The sequence below is a fragment of the Martinezella calliandrae genome (genome assembly GCF_030272695.1).
Taxonomy (GTDB): domain Bacteria; phylum Pseudomonadota; class Alphaproteobacteria; order Rhizobiales; family Rhizobiaceae; genus Rhizobium; species Rhizobium calliandrae.
Map to the genome: position 1 here is coordinate 1 of NZ_JARFYN010000022.1, position 25,298 is coordinate 25,298.

At 60.0% G+C, this 25,298-nt stretch carries 19 protein-coding genes and 1 pseudogene; 13 read left to right on the plus strand and 7 right to left on the minus strand.

Going from position 1 to position 25,298, the window contains the following annotated elements:
* A pseudogene (locus tag PY650_RS17800) lies at positions 1-166 on the plus strand (bifunctional methylenetetrahydrofolate dehydrogenase/methenyltetrahydrofolate cyclohydrolase); the annotation flags it as partial.
* An 84-nt stretch (positions 167-250) separates the two neighbouring features.
* Here the strand turns inward: PY650_RS17800 and PY650_RS17805 are convergent.
* Entirely contained in the window at positions 251-1,276 is a 1,026-nt protein-coding gene (locus PY650_RS17805) for a LacI family DNA-binding transcriptional regulator (protein WP_285880771.1), read from the minus strand.
* 307 nt (positions 1,277-1,583) lie between these two features.
* On the opposite strand from PY650_RS17805, the gene PY650_RS17810 reads away from it, so the two are divergent.
* The 6 genes from PY650_RS17810 (at position 1,584) to PY650_RS17835 (ending at position 8,611) form a co-directional block, all read left to right on the plus strand.
* Positions 1,584-2,945 carry an ABC transporter substrate-binding protein gene (locus tag PY650_RS17810; RefSeq protein WP_285880773.1) on the plus strand — a complete coding sequence of 454 codons (1,362 nt, stop codon included), beginning with the start codon at positions 1,584-1,586 and terminating at the stop codon, positions 2,943-2,945.
* Between the two features lie 132 nt (positions 2,946-3,077).
* Positions 3,078-4,091, plus strand: a complete 1,014-nt coding sequence (locus PY650_RS17815) for a carbohydrate ABC transporter permease (RefSeq protein ID WP_285880774.1) — start codon at positions 3,078-3,080, stop codon at positions 4,089-4,091.
* A gap of 1 nt (position 4,092) precedes the next feature.
* Positions 4,093-5,256, plus strand: coding sequence for a carbohydrate ABC transporter permease (locus PY650_RS17820; protein WP_285880776.1), 1,164 nt, complete (start codon positions 4,093-4,095; stop codon positions 5,254-5,256).
* Between the two features lie 36 nt (positions 5,257-5,292).
* On the plus strand, positions 5,293-6,945 hold the full coding sequence (gene bglA, locus PY650_RS17825) for a beta-galactosidase BglA (RefSeq protein ID WP_285880778.1): 1,653 nt from the start codon (positions 5,293-5,295) through the stop codon (positions 6,943-6,945).
* A 22-nt stretch (positions 6,946-6,967) separates the two neighbouring features.
* A complete protein-coding gene (locus PY650_RS17830) occupies positions 6,968-8,059 on the plus strand; it encodes an ABC transporter ATP-binding protein (protein ID WP_285880780.1) in 1,092 nt (363 codons plus the stop codon).
* Positions 8,060-8,197: 138 nt separating this feature from the next.
* A complete protein-coding gene (locus PY650_RS17835; RefSeq protein ID WP_285880782.1) occupies positions 8,198-8,611 on the plus strand; it encodes a hypothetical protein in 414 nt (137 codons plus the stop codon).
* A 69-nt stretch (positions 8,612-8,680) separates the two neighbouring features.
* On the opposite strand, the gene edd is transcribed toward PY650_RS17835, so the two are convergent.
* The 5 genes from edd to PY650_RS17860 form a co-directional block, all read right to left on the minus strand.
* On the minus strand, positions 8,681-10,504 hold the full coding sequence (gene edd / locus PY650_RS17840) for a phosphogluconate dehydratase (protein WP_285880784.1): 1,824 nt from the start codon (positions 10,502-10,504) through the stop codon (positions 8,681-8,683).
* A 177-nt stretch (positions 10,505-10,681) separates the two neighbouring features.
* The gene (gene pgl / locus PY650_RS17845; protein WP_285880786.1) at positions 10,682-11,380 is read right to left on the minus strand and encodes a 6-phosphogluconolactonase; all 699 of its coding nucleotides are present in this window, start codon (positions 11,378-11,380) and stop codon (positions 10,682-10,684) included.
* A 15-nt stretch (positions 11,381-11,395) separates the two neighbouring features.
* Positions 11,396-12,871 carry a glucose-6-phosphate dehydrogenase gene (gene zwf / locus PY650_RS17850; protein ID WP_285880789.1) on the minus strand — a complete coding sequence of 492 codons (1,476 nt, stop codon included), beginning with the start codon at positions 12,869-12,871 and terminating at the stop codon, positions 11,396-11,398.
* A 129-nt stretch (positions 12,872-13,000) separates the two neighbouring features.
* Positions 13,001-14,299, minus strand: a complete 1,299-nt coding sequence (locus PY650_RS17855) for an NAD(P)/FAD-dependent oxidoreductase (protein WP_285880791.1) — start codon at positions 14,297-14,299, stop codon at positions 13,001-13,003.
* Positions 14,300-14,312: 13 nt separating this feature from the next.
* Positions 14,313-15,749 carry a glutamine synthetase family protein gene (locus tag PY650_RS17860; RefSeq protein WP_285880792.1) on the minus strand — a complete coding sequence of 479 codons (1,437 nt, stop codon included), beginning with the start codon at positions 15,747-15,749 and terminating at the stop codon, positions 14,313-14,315.
* Positions 15,750-15,885: 136 nt separating this feature from the next.
* Between PY650_RS17860 and PY650_RS17865 the strand changes: the two genes are divergently transcribed.
* From PY650_RS17865 to PY650_RS17880, 4 genes are all read left to right on the plus strand, one after another.
* Positions 15,886-17,070 (plus strand): BaiN/RdsA family NAD(P)/FAD-dependent oxidoreductase, encoded by a 1,185-nt coding sequence (locus PY650_RS17865; RefSeq protein ID WP_285880793.1) that lies wholly within the window; start codon positions 15,886-15,888, stop codon positions 17,068-17,070.
* Between the two features lie 230 nt (positions 17,071-17,300).
* Positions 17,301-17,444, plus strand: a complete 144-nt coding sequence (locus tag PY650_RS17870; protein WP_285880794.1) for a hypothetical protein — start codon at positions 17,301-17,303, stop codon at positions 17,442-17,444.
* Positions 17,445-17,801: 357 nt separating this feature from the next.
* Positions 17,802-20,339, plus strand: a complete 2,538-nt coding sequence (locus PY650_RS17875; RefSeq protein WP_285880795.1) for a methyl-accepting chemotaxis protein — start codon at positions 17,802-17,804, stop codon at positions 20,337-20,339.
* 317 nt (positions 20,340-20,656) lie between these two features.
* Positions 20,657-21,529, plus strand: coding sequence for a LysR family transcriptional regulator (locus PY650_RS17880; protein WP_285880796.1), 873 nt, complete (start codon positions 20,657-20,659; stop codon positions 21,527-21,529).
* Positions 21,530-21,584: 55 nt separating this feature from the next.
* Here PY650_RS17880 and PY650_RS17885 read toward each other — a convergent pair whose 3' ends face one another.
* The gene (locus PY650_RS17885) at positions 21,585-22,583 is read right to left on the minus strand and encodes an aldo/keto reductase (protein WP_285880797.1); all 999 of its coding nucleotides are present in this window, start codon (positions 22,581-22,583) and stop codon (positions 21,585-21,587) included.
* Positions 22,584-22,913: 330 nt separating this feature from the next.
* On the opposite strand from PY650_RS17885, the gene PY650_RS17890 reads away from it, so the two are divergent.
* Positions 22,914-23,999 (plus strand): polyamine ABC transporter substrate-binding protein, encoded by a 1,086-nt coding sequence (locus PY650_RS17890; protein ID WP_285880874.1) that lies wholly within the window; start codon positions 22,914-22,916, stop codon positions 23,997-23,999.
* Between the two features lie 156 nt (positions 24,000-24,155).
* On the plus strand, positions 24,156-25,298 hold the full coding sequence (locus tag PY650_RS17895) for an ABC transporter ATP-binding protein (protein WP_285880798.1): 1,143 nt from the start codon (positions 24,156-24,158) through the stop codon (positions 25,296-25,298).

Below are 25,298 nucleotides of genomic sequence, written 5' to 3' on the forward strand. Positions count from 1 at the left end.
CAAGAGCCGCCTGGTCGGGGACGTCGCTTTTGCTGAGGCTGCGGAAGTTGCCGCCGCCATAACCCCGGTGCCTGGCGGCGTCGGCCCGATGACCATCGCTATGCTGATGGCCAATACATCCATTGCCGCCCATCGTGCAGCCGGCAGAAAGGTGCCAAAGTTCTGACGCCTGGGGCATGATCCCGAACCGGAGGACCGGGCGGCGAAAAGTGCGAAGCGATTTCGGATAAGAACATGCCAGCAAAACGGGTTACTCGGCCGGTGCCACGCCGGTCGAGGCGCGCACGATGAGTTCGGTCTTCCAAAGTTCCTGCTTGGGAAACGTTTCGAGTTGCTTGATCTCGCCGATCAGCCGCTCTGCGACGCGCGTGCCGGCGGCGCGCAGCGATGAGCGCGTGGTCGTCAGCGGCACGGTGAAATTCTCCGGCTTCAACAGCGTCAGCACGTCATCGTGGGCGATCAGCGAAATATCCTCGCCGAGCTTCAGTTTCGCTTGGTTGATGGCGCGCACCGCGCCGAGCGCCAGTACGGTGCTGGAGCAGAGGATAGCAGTTGGCTGCTCATCCAGCTGCAGGATGCGCTCCATAGCAAAGAGGCCCTGTTCATCGGTCATCGGCGTATGGCTGACATAGGTTTCGTCCAGCGTCAGACCTCGTTCGGCAAGTGCTGCGACCACGCCGTTTTTTCGCCGAATGGCGAAATCGAGATAAATCGGACCGTTCAGTAGCGCAAAACGCTTGTGGCCAAGCTGCAGCAGCAATTTCGTGGCGTCGTAGAAGGCGGCCTCGTTGTCGATGTCCAGATAGGGATAATCCGGTTCAGTCCCAAAGGACCGTCCATGCACCAGGAAGGGCATGGATAGTGATTTCAGCATGTCGACGCGCGGATCATGGCCGCGCATGTAGGTAACGAACAAAGCGTCGACGTTGCCGCTGGCGGCAAGCCGCTTCAGCGCCCCGACCTCGTCGTTGGGGTCGGCCGGTGTCAGAACGAAATGGAAATCATGCCGCAAAGCCTCTTCGCCAAGGCCGGTCAGGAACTCGCTGAAATGCACGTCGGAGGGATGGCCGGGCGCCGTCGGCATGACCAGACCGATTGAACCGGCCTTGCCGGTCGCCAGACGTTGCGCCGCCCTGTTGGGACGATAACCTGTTTCCCGAACCGCTTTGAGCACTCGCTCGCGGGTTTCGCGATTGACCTCCGGATATCCGTTCAAAGCACGGCTGACCGTGGTCTGCGACAGGCCTAACATTTGCGATAGCTGCTTCAGATTCACGTGGCTCCGCTCCTCCATCTGCTCATTGTCTGCGGCCGATGGCCTCCTCCTGCCATGCGACTGTTTCCCAAAGCGCTTTTGACTATGTAGCAGGCGGCGCATTTGAAACAAGGCGAATTGCGAAATAATGATGCTCAATTTCATGCTGCGTCGCGAGATTTGGGTGTATATTAGCCAAATTCACAAATTCGCTTGACTTTGCTCTGCCCGCAATGGAATGAGTGAGTAGCCAAAGCGCTTTGAGAAATGGGCGCGCAACATGCTAATCATGTTCGGGCTCGTGGGATTGATTTGGGAGGACAACCACATGAAGAAATTGTTTTTAATGACCGTCGCCGTTGCAGCCTTGGCAGCCGGTTCGGCTCTGGCTGCGGATTTGAAGTTCCAACCCGGCCAGGATTCCAAGTTCAACTGGAAGAGCTTTGACGATTTTAAGTCGGCCCATGCGGATTTGAAGGGTGAGACGCTGACCATCTTCGGTCCGTGGCGCGGCGAAGACGAAGGGCTCTTTACCAGCGTTCTGAACTATTTCGTCGAGGCGACCGGCGTTGACGCCAAATACTCGTCCTCGGAAAACTATGAGCAGCAGATCGTCATCGACACTCAAGCCGGTTCGCCGCCGAACGTCGCGATCCTGCCGCAGCCGGGCCTGCTCGCCAACCTCGCCAGCAAGGGCTACCTGACGCCGCTCGGTGACGATCTCGCCAATTGGGTCAAGACGAACTACGGTGCTGGCGATAGCTGGGTCAGCTACGGCACCTATAAGGGCAAGGACGGCAAGGACGCTTTCTACGCATTCCCGTACAAGGCCGATCTGAAGTCGCTGGTCTGGTACGTCCCGGAAAACTTCGAGGAAGCCGGCTACAAGGTTCCGACAACCATGGAGGACCTGATCAAGCTTTCCGATCAGATCGTCAAGGACGGCGGCACGCCCTGGTGCATCGGCCTCGGTTCGGGTGGTGCGACCGGCTGGCCGGCAACCGACTGGGTCGAAGATCTGATGCTGCGCATGAATACGCCGCAGGACTACGATCACTGGGTCGACAATACGCTGAAGTTCAACGATCCGAAGGTCGTCGCCGCTATCGATGAATTCGGCAAGTTCGCGAAGAATCCGAAATACGTTGCAGGCGGCGTCGCAGCCGTTGCCTCGACGGACTTCCGCGACAGCCCGAAGGGTCTCTTCACGGTTCCGCCGAAGTGCTACATGCACAAGCAGGCATCCTTCATCCCATCCTTCTTCCCAGAAGGCACTAAGCTCGGCCAGGATGTGGACTTTTTCTACTTCCCGCCCTTTGCCTCGCATCCTGAACTCGGCAAGCCGGTCGAAGGCGCTGGCACGCTGGCAACGATCACCAAAGACTCGAAGGCCGCTCGCGCCTTCATCGAGTTCCTGCAGACGCCAATCGCCCAGGAAATCTGGATGGCGCAGTCCGGCTTCCTGACCCCCTATAAGGGCGTCAGCACGGCAGCCTACGCCAACGATACCCTGAGGAAGGAAGGCGAGATCCTGACGACCGCCACCACCTTCCGCTTTGATGGTTCCGACCTGATGCCGGGCAAGATCGGCGCTGGCTCGTTCTGGACCGGTATGGTGGACTTCGTCGGCGGCAAGTCGGCTCAGGACTCCGCCGACGAAATCCAGAAGACGTGGGACTCCATTAAGTAATCAAAACATCGCGGAAGCGCGTCGCCGGCATTTCCCGGCGACGCCGATCTACCCTGTCGCGGCCGGCGCTTTTGTGAGGCGCTGACCCGCCGGACGGGCGGCTTCAAGCAAGCAATAATCCGGGAGGGAAGAATGATTTCGCAGATACTGACCGCGATTGGAGCCATGATATTCGGCGTTGCAGTTTGCGCCGCTTATTTTCTCTTTTCTAACAAGCTGCTGGAGATAATCTTCCCAACAAAAGAGGGTGGCGATGTTCACCGGATCGCAGTCAATCTGCGTCGCCGTGGCCTGATCCGCCCCTGGCTTTTCCTCGGACCGGCACTCATCCTTCTCGGCGTCTACCTGATGTATCCTGTGGTTGCGACGCTCATCCTGTCTTTCTATGGTCCTGACGGCAACCATTTTGTCGGCGGCGCCAATTACGCCTGGGCCGTCAACGATACCGAATTCCGCCAGTCGATCTTCAACAACATCCTCTGGCTCGCGGTGGTGCCGGCTGCCTGCACTTTCTTCGGTCTCGTTATTGCCGTCATGACCGATCGCATCTGGTGGGGCAACATCGCCAAGGCGGTCATCTTCATGCCGATGGCGATCTCCTTCGTCGGCGCGTCCGTCATCTGGAAGTTCATCTACGAATATCGCGGCGGCACCGACACTCAGATCGGGTTGCTAAACGCGATCGTACAGCTCTTCGGCGGCACGCCCCAGGTCTGGATCACCATCCCCTTCTGGAATAATTTCTTCCTGATGATCATGCTGATCTGGATTCAGACCGGCTTCGCCATGGTCATCCTGTCGGCCGCTCTTCGCGGCATTCCGGAGGAAACGATCGAAGCGGCGGTCATCGACGGTGCCAATGGCTGGCAGATCTTCTGGAAGATCATGGTACCGCAGGTCTGGGGTACGATCGCCACGGTCTGGACCACCATCACTATCCTCGTCTTGAAGGTTTTCGACATCGTTCTGACCATGACCAACGGTCAGTGGGATACGATGGTTCTTGCGAACCTGATGTTCAACTGGGCGTTCCGAGGCTTTGATTCCGGGCGTAGTGCCGTCATCGCGCTGGTCATCATGGTTGCGGTCACCCCGATCATGATCTGGAACATCCGTCGCGCAAACGCAGAAACGAAGGGCCGCTAACATGCTTGGAAACCTTGGCCGTATCGGCCCTGCTCGCCTCTTCGTTCATTTCGCGGTGCTGCTTATCGTCGTCATCTGGCTGATCCCGACGCTCGGCATCTTCGTCACGGCCTTGCGCGACAAGGACCAGATTGCCGTCTCCGGCTGGTGGACCGCTTTCGCCGGCTCGTCGCGCACGATCGCCGTCCGGCTTGCTGGTCCCGACAAGGCAACTCAGGACGGCGCCAACTATGTCATCGCAGGCAATGTCTTCGAAGGCAGCAACAATAGTGGCGGCAGGATCAGGGCGTTTGGCCTGCGTGTCCAGGAACCGGCTGCCTATCAGGCTGGGTCGCCGGCCGACCTCGGCGAAGGCCAAAGCCTAATCATCAATTCCGATGGTACCTATCGTCTTCAGAAGAACGGCGCCTTCGCCCCGGATGAGCGCGCCAGACGCGTGTATCTGACGGTCGCGACGCCGCCGGAGTTCACGAAGGACAACTACCGGACGGTTCTGACGGGCGAAGGCATTGGCCAATCCTTCATCAACTCGCTGACGGTCACGATTCCGGCAACGATCATCCCGATCCTGATTGCGGCTTTCGCGGCCTATGCGCTTGCCTGGATGGATTTTCGCGGTCGAGCGGTGCTGATCGCGGTCGTTGTCGGCCTCATCGTCGTGCCGCTGCAGATGTCGTTGATCCCGCTGCTGCGCATCTATAACGATATCGGCCAGGTATTTGGCGTACCGTCAAAGACCTATCCCGGCATCTGGATGGCGCATACCGCCTTCGGCCTGCCGCTCGCCATCTATCTGCTGCGCAACTACATTGCCGGCCTGCCGAAGGAAATCATCGAATCCGCCCGCGTCGATGGCGCTAGCGACTTCGACATTTTCGTCAAGATCATCTTGCCGCTGTCTTTTCCGGCGCTCGCTTCCTTCGCGATCTTCCAGTTCCTTTGGGTCTGGAACGACCTTCTAATCGCCATGGTGTTCCTCGGCACCGACAAGGATCATCTCGTCCTGACGGCAGCCCTGAACGCTCTGCTCGGCTCGCGCGGCGGCAATTGGGAAATCCTGACGGCCTCGGCCTTCGTCACCATTCTTATTCCGCTCCTCGTCTTCTTCGGTCTGCAGCGCTATCTCGTGCGCGGTCTGCTCGCTGGATCGGTCAAGGGGGGCTGATCCAATACCTTTCCAACCATACAGGACCTATTCAGCATGAGCACTGCCTCTCAATCGATTTCGACGGTGGACAAAGACTGGTGGCGCGGAGCAGTGATCTATCAGATCTATCCGCGCTCCTATCAGGACTCCAACGGTGACGGCATCGGCGACCTCAAAGGCATCGCCATTCGGCTGCCGCACATCGCCGCCCTTGGTGTCGATGCGATCTGGATTTCGCCGTTCTTCACGTCGCCGATGCGTGATTTCGGCTACGACGTCTCCAACTATGAAGATGTCGATCCGATCTTCGGTACGCTTGCCGATTTCGATGTCATGATGACGGAAGCGCACCGCCTCGGCATCAAGGTGATGATCGATTTGGTTTTGTCGCACAGCTCCGACCGCCATCCCTGGTTTGTCGAAAGCCGTTCGAGCAAGGACAATCCCAAGGCCGACTGGTATGTCTGGGCCGACGCTAAGTCGGATGGCACGCCGCCCAACAACTGGCTGTCGATCTTCGGCGGCTCTGCCTGGGCCTGGGATCCGACACGCATGCAGTATTACATGCACAACTTCCTGATCTCGCAACCGGACCTGAACCTGCATAATCCGGAGGTCCAGGAACGACTGCTGGGCGTCGTGCGTTTCTGGCTCGACCGGGGCGTCGACGGCTTCCGCCTCGATACCATCAACTTCTATTTCCATGACAGGGAGCTACGTGATAATCCGGCGCTGGAGCCATCGCGCCGAAACGCGTCGACCGCGCCAGCGGTCAATCCCTATAACTTCCAGGAGCATCTCTACGACAAGAACCGCCCGGAGAACCTGAAGTTCCTGCAGCGATTCCGCGCCGTGCTCGACGAATATCCGGCCATTGCCGCCGTCGGCGAAGTCGGCGATAGCCAGCGCGGTCTTGAGATCGTCGGCGAATATACCTCCGGCAACGACAAGATGCACATGTGCTATGCCTTCGAATTTCTGGCGCCGGACCCCCTGTCGCCGGAGCGCGTCGAAGATGTGATGAAGGATTTTGCCGAAGCCGCGCCGGATGGTTGGGCATGCTGGGCATTTTCGAACCATGACGTGATGCGCCATGTCAGCCGCTGGGGCAGCCTGGTCGCCGATCGCGATGCGCTTGCCAAGCAATATGCGGCCCTGCTCCTGACCCTGCGTGGCTCAGTCTGCCTCTATCAGGGCGAAGAGCTCGGCCTGACGGAGGCCGATCTCGCCTATCAGGATCTGCAGGACCCCTACGGCATCCAGTTTTGGCCGGAATTCAAGGGCCGAGACGGCTGCCGCACACCGATGGTCTGGGACAGTCAGGTCACCCAGGGCGGCTTCTCGACGGTGAAGCCTTGGCTGCCGGTGCCGGTGGAGCATATCCTGCGTGCCGTCAGCGTGCAGCACGGCGACGAGAATTCGGTGCTGGAGCAATATCGCCGCTTCCTCGCCTTTCGCAAGCAGCACCCGGCTTTTGCCAAGGGCGAGATCGCCTTCACGGAACCGCGGGGGGATGTGCTGGTTTATACTCGCCACTATGGCGACGAAACCATCCTCTGCATGTTCAACATGAGCGCGACGGAGGCTGCGGCAACCCTGCCTGAGGGGAGCTGGCAGACACTGGCCGGGCACGGTTTCACGAGCAACAACTACGGCAATCAGATCGATATTCCGGCCTGGGGCGCATATTTCGCGCGCCTTGCCTGAGCTTTTGGGGAGGAGAGCACAGATGACGGGACTTGTTCTAAAGGACATCCGGAAATCATACGGAAATGTGCATGTACTGCACGGTATCGATCTGGACATCCAGGAGGGCGAATTCATCGTCTTCGTTGGGCCGTCCGGTTGCGGCAAATCCACATTGCTGCGCATGATCGCCGGGCTCGAAAGCATCACCTCCGGTGACATGCTCATCGCCGGGCAGAAGGTCAACGAGGTGCCGCCGTCGAGGCGCGGCATCGCGATGGTCTTCCAGTCCTACGCTCTCTATCCGCATATGACCGTCTACGATAACATGGCTTTCGGCATGCGGATCGCCAAGGAAAACAAGCGGGAGATCGACCGTCGCGTCCGCGCCGCGGCGGCGAGCCTGCAACTCACGCAATATCTCGAGCGTCTCCCCAAGGCTCTCTCGGGTGGTCAGCGCCAGCGTGTCGCCATCGGTCGCGCCATCTGCCGCAACCCGAAAGTCTTTCTGTTCGACGAACCATTGTCGAACCTCGACGCCGCGTTGCGCGTAGCGACACGCATCGAGATTGCCAAGCTCAGCGACTCCATGCCCGAGACGACGATGATCTATGTCACCCACGACCAGGTGGAGGCCATGACACTGGCCGACCGCATTGTCGTATTGTCGGCAGGTCGCGTCGAGCAGGTCGGCGCGCCGCTCGAGCTCTACGAGCATCCGGCCAATCTCTTCGTGGCGAAGTTCATTGGCTCGCCGGCCATGAACATCTTCCCGGCGATGATCACCGGAACAGGCGCGACGACGACTGTAACGCTGGCGGGCGGCAAGGCGGTGACGCTCGACATCCCCACGGCGGCATCCGAGCAGGGCAAGACCGCGAGCTTCGGCGTTCGCCCGGAAGACCTGCGGGTCGCCACCGATGAGAACTACCTCTTCGAAGGCGAGGTCTCCATCGTCGAAGCCCTCGGCGAGGTCACGCAACTTTATATCGAAGGTCTGGCGAACGGTGAGCCGATCATCGTCAAGATCCCAGGCATCGCGGACGTCAAGCGCGGGCAGAAGATGCGCTTTGCGGCCGATAGGCAGAAGCTGCATCTCTTCGATGCTGAAGGCCACACCTATCGTAAGCAATAAGCATCCTTCCAAAGGCGCGGGAGCGCTAGTCCAAATATAGCAATCTAATAAAATGCACTTGGTCTAGCGCTTCCAAACCTTCTGTTAAATCCCCACTGATAGCCTGCACATCGCGATATACTTTAGGGATTTACGACGATGGCAGCTTCCGGCACGGCTAATCCTGGCCACCATTACCTCAACAAAGAAGAATCTTTCATGTACGACCGCGAGGTGCGGTACAAAATGGAGGATACGATGAACGCAGCACGCATCGAATATACGGAAAAAGGCGTCATGAACCTCGCGTCACGCCGCTGTGACATCATCCGGATCTCACAGAGCAGCGCGATCCTGGCGATCCTCACCCAATATAATCTGCCGAAGCAATTCTATCTCGACATCCCCGATGCCCGCATCACCAAAGTCGGCTGCATGCTGATGAAGATATTCCCCAACAACACCATCGAGGTCCGTTTCCTGCGCCTGCTGTCGGAGAAGGAAATGAACAAGATCTTCGTCTACAGCACCCACCCATCGCATCGCGACCGCGTGCTCGATATCCGCGCCTGATTTGAACCGAAGAAAAAAGAGCCCCGCGCAGCGTCGTCGCGCGGGGCTCTTTTTTTGGCTGTTATCCCCTCAATGGTGAAAGAGAACGCTGGCGCCCTGATCGGCCGGGCCGGCGCTGTGGCGGAAGGGGGCGAAAAGCTCGCGGCCCATGCCGAATTCGTTTGAGGAGAGGTCGGCGACGACAGGATCGCGTTCGGCCATGTCGGCGGCATCGACCAGCACTTCCAGCGTGCCGGCGATCGCGTCAATGCGGATGATGTCTCCGTCCCGGATGCGAGCGATCGGGCCGCCATCGACGGCCTCCGGCGTGACGTGGATCGCGGCCGGCACCTTGCCCGACGCGCCGGACATGCGTCCATCGGTCAGCAGTGCCACGCGAAAGCCACGGTCCTGCAGCACGCCGAGCGCAGGGGTCAGCTTGTGTAGCTCCGGCATGCCGTTTGCCTTCGGGCCTTGGAAGCGGACGACAGCGACGAAATCGCGGTTGAGCTTGCCGTCCTTGAACGCCTGCTGCATTTCCAGCTGATCGTGGAAGATGACGGCGGGTGCCTCGATCACATGGCGCTCCGGCTTGACGGCGGAGATCTTGATTACCGCCTTGCCGATATTGCCGCGCAGCATCTTCAGGCCGCCAGTGGTATGGAACGGCGTGTCGACGCCTGTCAGTACCTTGGGATCGCCGCTCTTTTCCGGCGCCGGCTCGCGGACGACGCTGCCATCGGCGCCGATCTTCACCTCGATCGAGTAGGCGGAAAGCCCCTGGCCGGCGACGGTGCGGACATCGTCGTGCAGCAGCCCTTTCTTCAGTAGCTCGTTGATCAGAAAGCCCATGCCACCGGCAGCATGGAAATGGTTCACATCGGCAAGCCCGTTCGGATAGACGCGGGCCAGCAACGGAATAATGTCGGAAAGCTCGGAAATGTCCTGCCAGGTCAGCACGATGCCGGCTGCGCGGGCCATGGCGACTAGATGCATCGTATGATTGGTCGAGCCGCCGGTCGCGTGTAGGCCGACGACGCCGTTGACGATGGAGCGCTCATCGATCATCTCGCCGGCAGGCGTGAATTCGTTGCCCAAGGCGGTAATGGCGAGCGCCCGCTTGGTGGCTTCGCGGGTCAGTGCTTCGCGCAGCGGCGTGCCGGGATTGACGAAGGAGGCGCCGGGCATATGGAAGCCCATGATCTCCATCAGCATCTGATTGGAATTGGCCGTGCCGTAGAAGGTGCAGGTGCCGGGGCCATGATAGGACTTCGATTCGGCCTCCAGCAGTTCGGCGCGGCCGACCTTGCCTTCGGCAAAGAGCTGGCGCACGCGCGACTTCTCGTCGTTCGGCAGGCCGGAAGTCATCGGGCCGGCGGGAATGAAGACAGCTGGCAGATGGCCGAAGGAAAGTGCGGCGATGACCAGTCCGGGCACGATCTTGTCGCAGACGCCGAGGAAGACGGCCGCGTCGAACATATTGTGCGACAGGCCGACGCCGGCTGCCATTGCGATCAGGTCACGCGAGAACAGCGACAGCTCCATGCCCGGCTGTCCCTGCGTGACGCCGTCGCACATCGCCGGCACGCCACCGGCGACCTGCGCGATGCCGCCGGCCTCTGCCGCCGCCTCGCGGATGATCGCCGGATAGGTCTCGAAGGGCTGATGCGCCGAGAGCATGTCGTTATAGGAGGTGATGATTCCGAGATTGGGTACGCGGTCGCCCGCCAGCGCGTCCTTCTCGGAGGGCGAACAGATGGCGAAGCCATGGGCGAGGTTCGCGCAGCCAAGCACGGAACGCTGGACGCCAGCCGTCGCGGCGTTGCGCAGGCGGTCCAGATAGCGCTCGCGTGTCGGTTTCGAACGCTCGACGATGCGTGTGGTAATCGCGGAAATGCGTGCGTCAGCGGCCATGCTCGATCTGCCTCCGTCTGTTCTTGCGCATAACCCCGAAGATCGAGTTCGATCTTATCTTGGGAAAGGACTAGGCGCAGGCTTCAAATGTCACTGCATCGCCGGCGCGCCCTCTCGGGCGCACGGCGCAGCAGTGGTTGCTGTGTCTTCAGGGTCCGATGATGGCCGTTCGGCCCGTCAGGGAGCCCAATAAATCTCGACCGGAGAGGCGGCCCGACGCAGCACGGCGCGGATCGGCATCTCGGTCTCATCGCCCGGCGCTTCGGCCTTGGCGAGAACGTCTTTTTTGCCTTCTCCTTCAATATGAAGCACCAGCAATCGGGCATCCTGAAGGCTGGAGAAGGTAAACGTCAGTCGGGGTTCGCCGGCTCCTTCAGCTTCCATGGTGATGATGCCGCGCGAGGTCTTTGGATCAAGCGCGGTTGCGAGATTGCTCCCGCCTGGAAAGAAGGAGGCCGTGTGGCCATCATTGCCCATGCCGAGGATCGCGACGTCGAAGGGAAAGCCAATGCTCTTGGTCTTTTCCGTAGCGATGACGGCGGCCTCTTCGACGGAAGCCACAGCCTGGTAGAGCGGAAAGAACTGTGCCGACGCAGCCTTGTCCATCAGCAGGTTTTCCTGGACGAGCAGATGGTTCGACCGCGGATTGTCAGCCGGCACGAACCGTTCGTCGACAAGTGTGATCGTCACCTTGCTCCAATTGATCGAGCGCGATGACAGCGCCTGGAAGAAGGCCTTCGGCGTCGAACCGCCGGAGACCGCAATAGTTGCGGAGCCGCGCGCGGCGATGGCGGCCGAGAGCGTCTCGGCCACCTTGTCCGCGAGCTTGCCGGCGAGTTCTGCACCATTGGCGAAAGCATTCATGTTCGCTGTCATCGTCGTCGTCCCAGTTTAGATATCGTCGTGCCAGGTGCGGCCGTCACGCTCGATGAGCGCGATGGCCTGGCTCGGACCCCAGGTGCCGGCGGTATAGCCCTGCACTTGCTGCCCGGCCTCTTCCCAGCCCTTGAGGATCGGATCGACCCATTTCCACGCGGCTTCCACTTCGTCGCGGCGCATGAACAGCGTCTGGTTGGAACGAACGACATCCATCAGCAAACGCTCGTAGGCGTCCGGATTGCGAACGTTGAAAGCCGAAGCGAAGCTCATGTCGAGTGAGACGTTGCGCAGGCGCATACCGCCCGGGCCTGGGTCCTTGATCATCAGCGACTGCTTGACGCCTTCATCCGGCTGCAGGCGGATGACCAGTTGGTTGGCGACGATGCGGCCGGCGGCCTGATCGAAAATGTTGTGCGGGATGGGCTTGAAGGTGATGACGATTTCCGACATGCGGCCGGCAAGACGCTTGCCGGTGCGGATGTAAAACGGCACGCCGGCCCAGCGCCAGTTGCCGATTTCGGCCTTGATGGCGACGAAGGTTTCAGTGTTGGAGACGCCGCCTTCCAGTTCATCGAGATAGCCCTTGACCGGACCGCCTGCCGACGCGCCGGCGCGATATTGGCCGCGCACAGTCGACTGCTCGACATTGGAAGCGTCGATCGGCTTCAGCGCGCGCAGAACTTTCAGCTTCTCGTCGCGGACGGCTTCGGAATCCATCGAGGAGGGGATTTCCATCGCCGTTAGGCAGAGGAGCTGCAGGATGTGGTTCTGCACCATGTCGCGCAGTGCGCCGGCCGTATCGTAGTAGCCGGCACGGCCTTCGAGGCCGACCGATTCGGCAACCGTGATCTGCACGTGATCGATATGATCGGCGTTCCACAGCGGCTCATAAAGCGCATTGGCAAAGCGCAGCGCCATCAGGTTCTGCACGGTCTCCTTGCCGAGATAGTGGTCGATGCGGAAGATCTGCTCCTCTTTAAAGACCTTGCCGATCGTGTCGTTGAGCTGCAGGGCGGAAGCAAGGTCGCGGCCGATCGGCTTTTCGACGACGATGCGGGTCTGTTTGGTGATCAGCTTGTGATCGTGGATCTTCTGCGAGATGTCGCCGAAAATGCCGGGAGCGACAGCGAGGTAGAAGGCGCGTACGCGATCCTTGCCCTCGTCCAGGATCTTCTTGAGCTGATCCCAACCGGCATCCGTCTTGGCGTCGACTGACACGTAGAACAGGCGCGCGCAGAATTTCTTCACTTCGGCTTCGTCGTATTCGCCCTTCTTGAGGTGCTCTTTCAAAGCGGCTTCGGCGAACTTGCGGTATTCTTCATGCGAGAGCGCGCTGCGCGATGCGCCGATGACGCGGGTCGGTTCGGAAAATTGACCTTCGATCTGACGATGATAGAGGGCGGGCAGAAGTTTGCGTTCAGCAAGGTCGCCGCTGCCGCCGAAAACGACATAGTCAAATGGTTCAACGGGAATGATTTGGCTGCTCATGAGCTATCTCTCAATCGGTCTTGGTTAAGGCCCCTTTTAATCTAATCGATTTAAAAAGGCCAGTGTGCATCGCAAAATTCAGACTCGGCTTTTAGAGCGGATTGCCGCAGGAGGAAATCCATTCTGTGTCTAAAACCTGTCGCGCAACGCAAACCACGAGAGCGCCAGGAACAGAAGAGGCGCCCGCATGCGGGCACCGCCGGGAAAGGGCGGGACGTTCAACGCCTTGAATAGAGCAAGGTCGTCGGCGTTCCCGAGGACCGTTTTCGCATAAAGTTTACCGCAATAGTTTGACAGCATGACTCCGTGCCCGGAATAGCCGCCGATGGAGGTGACGCCCGGCATGACCTCGCGCACGAAAGGCTGTCGCGGCATGGTGATGCCGACCGATCCGCCCCAGGCATGGGTAATAGCGATATTGCCGAGGGCAGGGTAGATCTCGGCGATCTGGCGGCGGATGTGCTGCGTTATGTCGCGCGGATTATCGGACGTATAGGCCTCGCGCCCGCCGAACAGCAGACGCCCGTCCTTCGATTTTCGGAAATAACGCACTACGAACCGCGAATCCGCCACTGCTTCGCCGCCGGGCAGGACATCAGGAAACTTGTCGAGCGGTTCCGTCACTCCGATGAAGGAGCGGATCGGCATGACATGGCTCGCGGTCACCGGCTCCAGATTGCCGATATAACCATTGCAGGCGATCAGGACTCGGTCGGCGGTGATCGTGCCGCTGTCGGTCTCGATCAACGTCTTGCCGGCAGATTGGCGGATCGCCTTTGCCGGTGTCATTTCGAAGATCGATGCACCGGCGGCCTTCGCCACCCGTGCCAAGCCGATGAGCAGTTTCAGCGGATGGATATGACCCGTACCCACGTCCCTCACGCCGTAGAGATAGAACTTGGAGCCAAGCCGCTCCTGGGTTTCGGCCTGATCCATGAAGCTCACATGCGCATAGCCGTAGCGCATCGCGGCGATTTCGGCGTTCTCCATATAGTCGCGCTTGTAGCTCCGCTTGTGCGTGACATTCATCTGGCCGGGCATGAAGTCGATGTCGATATTATGCTCTGCGGCAAAATCGAAAAGGTAACGCTTGGCATCCTCGGCAAGATCGAACAGCGCCTTGGAGCGCTCGAAGCCGATCTTCGCCTCCAGCTCTTCCGGCCATGAGCGTTGGCCCGTGCCGAGCTGGCCGCCATTGCGACCGGATGCGCCGTCGCCAAAGCGGTTGGCGTCGATCAGTGCGACATCGACGCCGGCCTTGGCAAGATTGCAGGCGGCCTGCAGGCCGGTGTAGCCGCCGCCGATGATGGCAACATCGGCGCGGCGGGAGCCGTCGAGCCTCGGATAGGCCGGGCGGGGCCCGACGGTTGCCTGATACCAGGAAAGGCCCGGCGCGATCGGGCTCTGCCATGGTTCCTGCAATGTCATGGGCCGGCCTCCCTCACACGTTGAGCAGAAGGAATTCCCGCTCCCAGGGGCTGATCACCTGCATGAAGGTTTCGAATTCGCCGCGCTTGACGCCGACATAGATGTCGATGAAGTCCTTGCCCAGAACCTCTTCAAAAGCCGGCTCGTCTTCGAGGAGCGCAATGGCCTCGAGAAGGCCGCGCGGCAGGTCGATCGAGCCTTCATTGGCCGAATCCTCCGTCGGCGGCGTCGGTTCCACCTTCTTCATGATGCCGAGCAAGCCGGAGCCGAGCGAGGCAGCGAGCGCCAGATACGGGTTGGCGTCCGAGCTCGGCAATCGGTTCTCGACGCGGCGCGCCTGCGCATCGGAAACCGGCACGCGGAAAGCCGTCGTGCGGTTGTCGTAGCCCCAGGCATTGTTGACAGGGCAGGACATGTTCGGCGCCAGACGCCGATAGGAGTTCACATAGGGCGCAAGCATCGCCAGCGCGTTCGGCACATAGCGCTGCATACCGCCGATGAAGTGGAAGAATTCCGGCGAGGGACTGCCGTCCGGATTGGTGAAAACGTTCTTGCCGCTCTCGATGTTGACCACGGACTGGTGGATATGCATTGCCGAGCCTGGCTGGCTCTGGATCGGCTTGGCCATGAAGGTGGCATAGATACCGTGCTTCAACGCTGCTTCACGGATGGTGCGCTTGAACATGAACACTTGGTCGGCGAGCTCGATCGGGTCGCCATGGCGCAGGTTGATTTCGAGCTGCGCCGGACCTTCTTCATGGATCAGCGTATCGATCTCGAGCCCCTGCTTCTCGGAGAAGTGATAGATATCGTCGATCAGTTCGTCGAATTCGTTGATGCCGGCGATCGAATAGCCCTGGCCCCCGAGGATAGAGCGTCCCGAACGGCCCTTCGGCGGATGCAACGGATAATCCGGATCGTCGTTCTTGGCGACGAGATAAAATTCGATCTCCGGCGCCACCACCGGCTTCCAGCCGCGCTCGCGATAGAGCCCCATGATCCGTTTCAAGAGATTGCGCGGCGTATAAGACACTGCCACGCCATCTGAATTGACGATGTCGCAGATCACCTGCGCCGTCGGATCTGATTCCCAGGGCACGACGGAGAGCGTCGAAAGATCAGGCACCAGCTTCAGGTCGCTATCGCGCGGCTCATAGCGGAAGCTCTCGGTTTCCTCCGGATATTCGCCCGAAATCGTGTGGCGATAGATTGCCGAGGGCAGGGCCAGCGATGTGTTGGAGGTGAATTTCGAGGTCGGCATCATCTTGCCGCGCGGCACGCCCGCAAGGTCCGGCGTGATGCATTCTATGTCTTCGATCCCACGCGCCCGCAGCCATTGAGCCGCTTCCTTCCAATTTGCCACGCCGCGCGCCGATCTTAAACTCGGGGGAACTGTTGCGACTTTCGGGACCGGCGTGGAAGCTTTCAGCGGGGTCTTTCTCGCGGCCATAAAACACCGTATTTGCGTTGATCGGTGATCGCATCATAACCACAGTTTGCCAATTGGCGAGGGGAAAACCGATCGCACTTTCGCCGTATGATGGAAAAATGACGTTGCAGCGCAGCAAGCGATAAAGGAATGAAACGTGGCCGGCAGATATGATGTGATCGTTCTTGGCGCGGGTGCCGCAGGCATGATGTGCGCTATCGGCGCCGGCCAGCGCGGGCGATCTGTCGCCGTACTCGACCACGCCGCTGCACCGGGCGAGAAGATCCGCATTTCCGGGGGCGGCCGCTGCAATTTCACCAACATCCACGCCGGCCCGAGGAATTTCCTCTCCGCCAATCCGCATTTTGCTAAGTCGGCCTTGGCCCGCTTCACGCCGAAGGATTTCCTGGCAATGGTCGGAGGCCATGGCATCGCCTGGCATGAGAAGACGCTTGGTCAGCTCTTCTGCGACAACAGCGCCAAGGATATTATCCGTATGCTGACCGACGAGATGCGGTCCGCCGGCGTGGATTTGCGGCTGCGCACTGAAATCGGCGCCATCGACCCCGTTGCCGGCGGCGGTTATCGCATCGCCACGTCGGGGGGCGTCGTGGAGGCAACCTCCCTGGTCATCGCCACCGGCGGCAAGTCGATCCCGAAGATGGGTGCTACCGGCTTTGCCTATCGTGTCGCCGAGCAGTTCGGGCTGCCGCTCGTTGAGACGCGTCCGGGCCTCGTGCCGCTGACCCTCGATCCGCAGCTTCTCCAGCGTTTGGCCCCGCTTGCCGGCATTGCCGCGCCCGCCGAGATCCGCCATGGCAAGACGGCGTTCCGCGAAGCCCTACTTTTCACCCATCGCGGCTTGAGTGGCCCGGCAATTCTGCAGATCTCCTCCTACTGGCGGGAAGGGGACGAGATCACCGTCGCAATCGAGCCCGATATCGACATTTTCATCACCCTGAAAACAGCCCGGCAGGCCAATGGCCGGCAATCGGCGCAGACGGCCCTGGCGGAGATATTGCCGAAGCGACTGGCGCAGCATTTCGCCGAGGGGGAGAGCATGTCGGGCAATATGGCCGATCAACCAGATAGGCGCCTGCAGCAGCTTGCCGCCGCCGTCCAAGCCTGGCCGATCAAGCCGTCAGGGTCCGAAGGTTATCGCACGGCAGAAGTCACGCTCGGCGGCGTCGATACCGCTTGCCTCGATTCAAAAACGATGCAAGTGAAAACCATCCCCGGGCTGTTCTTCATCGGCGAATGCGTCGACGTCACCGGCTGGCTCGGCGGTTATAACTTCCAGTGGGCCTGGGCTTCCGGGTATGTTGCCGGCGAAGCGGCTTGAAGCGCTCGGCAAGATTGTCACGGAATTGGCGATCGTGAACGTCGTGCCGCAGAAGTAGAACACCTAACAACGTCCTACTCCTTTCGAGCAAATTTTCGCGACATGCGACAATTACGACTATGCTCTGGTTCCGGCGTTTTCCATTCCTACATCTTTATTCTACACATTGGTTGTTGCCGGAGCGGCCTTTTGCCGGTTATCCTGCAAATGTTAAAATGGGATTTAAGCTCATGAACAGAACACAGCGTCGCGCTCGCGCCATTGCAATTGCTCAAACCCGTGACAATGCCAAGTTGGTCGCCACCCGGCTGCTGATGCTGGCGACCGGCGCCACGGCTGCTTGCATCGCTTACCTCGCGCTACGCAGCTTCTGATATCATCGGTCTGATAGGCTTTGGTCGCCGTTTCCCCCGGCGATCGGCATGTGTGCACACGCCGGACCTCTTCTCGGCCGAGCCCTCGTATCCCCCGCATTTCAGCGCTTTCCCCTGATATTGAAGGCCTTGCGGCTTCCTGCCGAAGCCCCTTATCCGAAAATTAATCAATCGGACTCACAATCCGCGAAGATTTTCTGGGGCGTGCTTCTACAACGTAGAGCCGAAAGCAATGATTGCCTCCTGGCGCTGGTCAGGACCCCCGCTTGCGAACATCTCAAGATTGATGGTTATGCATCCGGTCAGCGCCGTGCGGGCGTCGGCAGGGGGAGCGATGTATGAAAGGCCAGAGCCACCATGTTCATTGACAAGATCCTGTCTCGTTTCAAGATCAAGACGAAGGTCCTGATCTTCGTTCTACCTTTCGTCATCAGCATTTCCGCCGTCGGCCTCACCGGGCTTTACGCTTCGGGCTTGCTGCAGGGGCGCATGGAAATCTCCAACAGCGTGCTGCAATCGCTGACGGGCTTCAAGAATCTCTACGGTTCGATGGATGACTTCCTCCGCATCACCAATCAGCAGCAGCGCGATAAGCTTTATCAGGATATCAATTCGCAGCAGGGCGTTTTGAACGCAACGCTCAACCAGCTCGGCAAGGATGCGGAAGGCCGCGACAATCTCACGGACGCGACGACCAAGACCGCCGACATGGCAAACGTCGTCGCCAAGCTCTGGACGCTGCATGAACAGGAAGTCGCCTTCCGTAAAGTGATCGACGATGCACAGAGAGCGCTGATCAGCACTCGCTTCAATGTCGATTTCAATGGCCAGCAGTTGGAAGACCGAATGCGCCAGGACCAGGCCGACGCGACTTCGACGCTGCGTTCGGCCGATCGCCTGCTGAAAGGCGGCGACATGCTGGTCGCCGTGGCGGAGGATTTCAACAAGGCGGCCTCACCTGCGGACAAAGTCAAGCTTCTGAAGGACCGCTTGCCGGATCTGAACAAGGCGCAGCGCTCCATCGATCTTGCGTTGCCGCAGAACCAGAAGAGCGTCGTCCAGTCGCTGGTGGGCACGATCAAGGATCTTACAGCCTTCACCGAAAGTGCCGATGCACCGACGGACGATACCGTTGCCGGTATCAGCCGGCTGCTCTCGCGCTTCCGTCAGACCTCGACCTATACGCAGCTGACAGCAACGCAGATGATGCGCCAGGCGACGACGACATTTGTCGAGCTGGACGCCCGTGTTGTCCAGACCAATTCCGTTCTGCAAGACACCCGCCGCCTCGAAAGCTCGATCTATTCGCTGCAGCTCGTGCTCGCCGATTTTACGTCCAATACCAATAAGGACAATCTGGTCCGGTTGCGGCAGGAAACTTCCAAGCTTGCCGGCGACATGGATACGCTCAACCAGAGCGCCAAAGGAATGGATTTTACCGGCGATATCGACACCGCCATCCGCCCCGCCATCAAGTCGATGGACGAAGCCGGCGGCAAGCTCGTCGACACCATCGCTCAGCGCATTACCGAATATGCAAGCGCCCGCCAGCAGCTCGACCAGGTCTGGGGCCAGCTCACCGCCTTTGCCGAAACGCAGAAGCAGAGTGCCGGCACTGAACGTGATCAGGCAAATTACATCTCGATCCTTGCCACTACGCTCGGCATCATCCTCTCGGTCGCCGGCGGCATCGCCCTGGTCCTGACCCTGCAGCGCCCGATCGGCCAGATCACCGCCGCCATGCGCCGCATTGCCGACGGCATGCTGGAAACCGCGATTTCGGGCGAGCAGCGCCACGACGAAATCGGCGACATGGCCCGCGCCCTTGGCATCTTCAAGGAAAATGCGCTCTCAAAAATCCGCATCGAGGAGCAGAGCGACGAGGAGCGCGCGGCTGCCGAACAGGAGCGTCAGCGCAACGATGCCGACAAGCGCGAGCTCGACCGCCAGATCGATTTCGCCGTCAGCGAACTCGCCGCCGGTCTCGAGCGCCTGGCCCAAGGCGATATTTCTTCGACGATCGAAACGCCTTTCATCGGCCGCCTCGAACAGCTCCGCCAGGATTTCAACAGCTCGCTGTCGCGCCTGCAACAGACCATCAGCCAGGTGCGCGACAATGTCGAGATGATCCAGAGCAACGGCAGTCAGATGGCGGCCTCCGCCGAGGACCTGTCGAAACGCACCGAGCAGCAGGCCGCCTCATTGGAGGAGACCGCCGCCGCCGTCGACGAGATCACCGTCACCGTCCGCGCGTCTGCCGAGCGTGCCAAGGATGCGGATGCGATCGTACGTGAAGCCAAGCGCAGCGCCGACGACAGTTCCGTTGTCGTCGGTAATGCCATCGACGCCATGGCCCGCATCGAGGATGCGTCGCGCCAGATCGAGCAGATCATCGGCGTTATCGACGAGATCGCCTTCCAGACGAACCTGCTGGCGCTGAATGCCGGCATCGAAGCCGCCCGCGCCGGCGAGGCCGGCAAGGGCTTTGCGGTCGTCGCTATGGAAGTGCGCGAGCTCGCCCAGCGCTCGGCCGCAGCGGCACAGGAGATCAAGGGGCTGATCAACAAATCGACCCACGAAGTCAATTCCGGCTCGCAATTCGTCCAGGAAGCCGGTTCTGTGCTGGCGCAGATCAGCGGACAGATCGTCACCATCAGCCAGCATGTGGAAATGATCGCACGCGCCAGCCATGATCAGGCAAGCGCGCTGCAGGAGGTCAACGCCTCTGTCAACCAGATGGATCAGATGACGCAGAAGAATGCGGCCATGGTCGAAGAGACCACGGCGGCCAGCCGCGAACTGGCCTCCGAAGCGGACGCGCTGCTCTATCTCATCCAGCAGTTCAAGATCGAAGGTGGAAAAGGCGTAGGCTATATGCGGGCGGAAGCCGCCTGAGCGCAGCAATCGTCACCATCACAGGCGGATCGGTCCTCAAAGGCCGGTCCGCCTTTTTCCTTTTGAGCCATGAATAGCCCGCATCGAGCGCGTTCCCGAACCAGGTAAATAGTGCCGAGGAGTCATGGCCGTATTCCCGGTAGAAAGCGTCCTCATTGCCTCGCCATTGAGCGTGGCGGGCTTCGTTCTGCAGTTTGATAATTCTTGCTAAGGCGATGCTGTCGGTCACGGGAAGTCTCCAAGTTGAAAAGCGTCCTTTCAATTACACAGAGGAATTTTCTTTATAAACAGTCGTTTTCGCCTTATGTTTTTCAGCTATGAAAAATGCCACATGGGATTCCTATCAGCTTTTCCTCGACGTCGCTCGCGGCGGCGGGCTGACGGGCGCTGCATCTTCGAGCGGCTTGAGCCCGGCAACAATCGGCCGGCGCATGCTGGAATTGGAGAGCCAGGTCGGGCGCCCGCTCTTTCAGCGTAGCCAGACGGGCTACGTCCTGACCGGCGACGGCCAGGAACTGTTCGACCAACTGCTAGAGATGGAAGCCGCCGCGCGCAAGGTCGATAGCTGGCAGCGCGATGCCCAGGGCGCGACAATCGTCCGGATCGCGGCCGGCACCTGGGTTGGCTTGCTGCTCAGCCAGAACATGCCGTCGATCTGCTGCGAGCGGGACGGCTTCCGCATCGATCTCCATCTCGCCGAACGTCGTGCCAGCCTCGCCCATCGCGAAAGCGACATCGGTATCCGCGCCTTTGAACCGGAAGAGATTAATCTGGCAGCCGTCAAGACCGGCGATGTTGCCTATGCCGCCTACCAGGCGCGCAACATGCGCTTTGCCGGACCGAGACGCTGGATCGCCGTGGCCGAAGAAGAGGCGATCTCCGCCTATCTGCGCTGGCCGCATCAGAACGAGCGCGAGGCGATCGCGGTGACGGTCAACCGGCCACGCTCCCTTTACGATCTGGTGCTTGCGGGATCGGGCGTTGCCGTTCTTCCTTGCTTCGTCGGAGATCTGGAGCCGCGGCTGGAACGGGTTGGCGAGGAGGTCGCGCCTCTGCGGCACGGGCAATGGATCGTCATGAACGACGCCGATCGCCACCGCCGCGAAATCCGCACCGTGGTGGATCGCATGACCCGCTTGCTGAGGAGCCACGCCGATCTCTTCGCCGGCAATCGCCCAACCTACATATGAAAACCGGCAACCAAAACGGCTGCCGGTATCGTGGGCATGAATGACGAACTCGTATTCAGCGAATTGCGTCGCCCCAGCGATATTCCACCGTCGCGTCGTCCAGCTTTGCCTTCAGCTGAGGATCGAGCTTTACGTCGACGGCAGCGAGCGTGTCGGTCAATTGTTCCGGACGACTGGCGCCGATAATGGCGGAGGTGATCACCGGGTTGGCGGCGACCCAGGCGACCGCGAGCTGGGTGAGCGAACGGCCGGCCTCATTGGCGATGCCGCGTAGCTTTTCGATGGTCGCGAATTCACGTTCGTGCCAGTAGCGCTGCAAATAGTTGGCGCCGGCACTACGCATCTTTGAGCTGAAGCGGCCTTCTGTCGGTGCGACGTCATGCTTGTGCTTCCCGGTCAGGAGGCCGCCGGCGATCGGATTGTAGGGAATGACCGCGATGTGCTGTTCTTCTGCGAGTGGCAGCAGCTCGCGCTCGATTTGGCGGAACAGCAAATTGTAGCGCGGCTGCACCGAGACGAAACGGGCGGTGCGCAGGAAGTCGGCGCGGCCGAGCGCCAGGGCCAGCCGATAGGCGAGGAAATTCGATACGCCGACATAACGCGCCTTGCCCGAGCGCACGATGACATCGAGCGCTTCCAGGGTCTCGTCGATCGGCGTTTCACGATCGTCGGAATGGAGCTGATAGAGGTCGACATAGTCGGTGCCGAGACGTCGCAGTGATGCGTCGATCGCGTCGAGAAGGTGCTTGCGCGATGCGCCCTGATCCCAGGGGGACGGACCGACCTTGCCGACGGCCTTGGTCGCGACGATGAAGCGGTCGCGCCTGCCCTTTAGCCAGCGGCCGACGATCTCTTCGGTGCGTCCGGCAAGCTGTTCGCCTCCGCCGAGCGGATAGACGTCGGCGGTGTCGATGAAGTTGACGCCGGCGTCAGTTGCCTTGTCGAGAATGGCATGGGCGATGTCTTCCTGCTCGATCTGCACGCCGAAGGTCATGGTGCCCAGGCAAAGGCGCGAGACGCTGAGACCGGTATTGCCGAATTTTTGGTACTGCATGGTGAAACCCTTGGAAAACACGGGTTGAGTTTGCCCCTTGGGCAGGGCGGCGAAAACAGGCGGGAGATTGTTCGAGATGAGACGGCGGGATGTTAGCAAAGCTCATCGCCGCATTCACGCAGGAAGCGATACTTCCGTTCACAATCGCGTGCGCTCACGGACTCCTTTTCCGCCGCGTGATCTCCCGAATTTCAGTGATTCCGCGAAAGCTTATGCCGGCTGACTTTTCCCCCTTGTGGCCTCGGGATTTCCTTTCTAGTCTAACGGGAAAAACAGAGGGTTGGGTATCGCCGGGATACCCTTGAACAAACAGGAGAGACTATGAAGTCCATGTTCGCGCGGCTCGCAGCAACGGCTTTCGCCGCCGTTTCGCTGGTGACGGCAGCCCAGGCCGAAGACAAGGTCGTCAACATCTATAACTGGTCGGATTACATCGATGATTCGATCCTGGCCGACTTCACGAAGGAAACCGGCATCAAGGTCGTCTACGATACCTTCGATTCCAATGAGACGCTGGAAACCAAGCTCTTGGCGGGCAAGACCGGCTACGACATCGTGGTGCCTACGGCAGATTTCATGCAGCGCCAGATTAAGGCCGGTGTGTTCCAGAAGCTCGACAAATCGAAGCTTCCGAACATCTCCAACATGTGGGACATGGTGATGCAGCGCATCTCCGCCTACGATCCGGGCAATCAATATGCCGTCGACTACATGTGGGGCACCAACGGCATCGGTTATAACGTCGACAAGGTGAAGCAGATCCTCGGCACCGACGACAAGCCGACGCTTGACGTGATATTCGACCCGAAGATTGCCGCCAAGTTCAAGGATTGCGGCATTTACATGCTCGATGCGCCGAAGGACGTCATCCCGACGGCGCTGGCCTATCTCGGCCTCGATCCGAACTCGACCAAGCCTGAGGATTTCAAGAAGGCCGAGGCTCTCCTGACATCGATCCGGCCCTTCATCCGCAAGTTCCATTCGTCCGAATATATCAACGCGCTCGCCAACGGCGATATCTGCATCGCCTTCGGCTATTCCGGCGACGTGCTGCAGGCGCGCAACCGCGCCAAAGAGGCCAAGAACGGCGTGCTCGTCGATTATTCGATCCCGGAGCAGGCACAGATGTGGTTCGACGTCATGGCGATCCCGGCCGATGCGCCGCACGTGGCGGAGGCCCATGAGTTCTTGAACTACATCATGAAGCCGGAAGTCATCGCCAAGGCCAGCAACTTCGTTGCCTATGCCAACGGCAACAAGGCGTCGCAGCAATTCGTGAACAAGGAGGTACTTGAAGATCCGGCGGTTTATCCGACCGATGAGATCATGAAACACCTGTTCACGGTGACGCCGTGGGATCCGAAAACGCAGCGGCTGGCGACGCGCTTGTGGACTAAGGTCGTTACCGGTCAATAAGTCGACAAAGGCCCGGACGGAAACGCCCGGGCCTTTCCTTAGTACGATAGCGGTCCAGGACGGCGCTCAGCAGTTGTGGACGGGGTAGTTTGAAATCTTAAGCGCTACCGGATGGGGAAAAGCCGGAGCGGCATCCATTCATTTCGGGGATAGATGATGAAGTCTCTCGGTAACATCCGGCGCTCCTTTGCTCCTTGGAGCGATGCTTCAGCAAAGCCTTACATTTCATTCAAGAATGTGACGAAGAAGTTCGGCGATTTCACCGCCGTCGACAATCTTTCGCTGGATATCTACAACCGCGAATTCTTTGCTCTGCTCGGTGCCTCGGGCTGCGGAAAATCCACGCTGCTGCGTATGCTGGCGGGCTTCGAGCAGCCGACGACAGGCGAGATCGTCCTCGATGGCCAGAACCTTGCCGGCACGCCGCCCTATCGTCGTCCCGTCAACATGATGTTTCAGTCCTACGCACTCTTTCCCCATATGACGGTAGAAAAGAACATAGCCTTCGGGCTGCGCCAGGATGGCATGCCGAAAGTAGAGATCGCAGAGCGCGTCGCGCAGATGCTGAGGCTCGTCAAGCTGGAGCAATTCGCCAAGCGCAAGCCAAATCAGCTCTCGGGGGGCCAGCGTCAGCGTGTGGCGCTCGCCCGCTCGCTCGCCAAGCGGCCGAAGGTGCTGCTGCTCGACGAACCGCTCGGCGCGCTCGACAAGAAGCTGCGCGAGGAGACCCAGTTCGAGCTCATGGACCTGCAACAGAGTCTCGGCCTCACCTTCGTCGTCGTCACTCACGACCAGGAAGAGGCGATGACCATGGCCGACCGCATTGCAGTGATGAGCCACGGCAAGGTTGTGCAGGTGGCGACGCCGGCGGAAATCTATGAAGCCCCCAATTCCCGCTTCGTAGCCGACTTCATCGGCGATGTGAATATTCTCGACGGCAATGTCACTCGCGCAAAAGGCGGCACGGTCGAGATCGCCGTCGACAACGGCTTCATTTTGCGCACCGCAACCGGCGAGATGCCGACCGAAGGCAGCCGCGCAGGGTTCGCCATTCGGCCGGAAAAGCTGCGCGTCACGCCGCGCCCGCCGGCCAATGCCTCGGTCAATGCCGCCGAGGGCGAGATCTGGGATATCGCCTATCTCGGCGACATGACGGTTCTCCACGTCAAGCTGAAGAGCGGACAGGTCGTGAAGGCCTCGTCACTGAATGCGGTGCGCGCCGTGGAGGAGCCTTTTGCCTATGATCAGGACGTTTGGGTCTCCTTCGACGAGAATGCCGGTGTGCTGCTGAGGGATTGA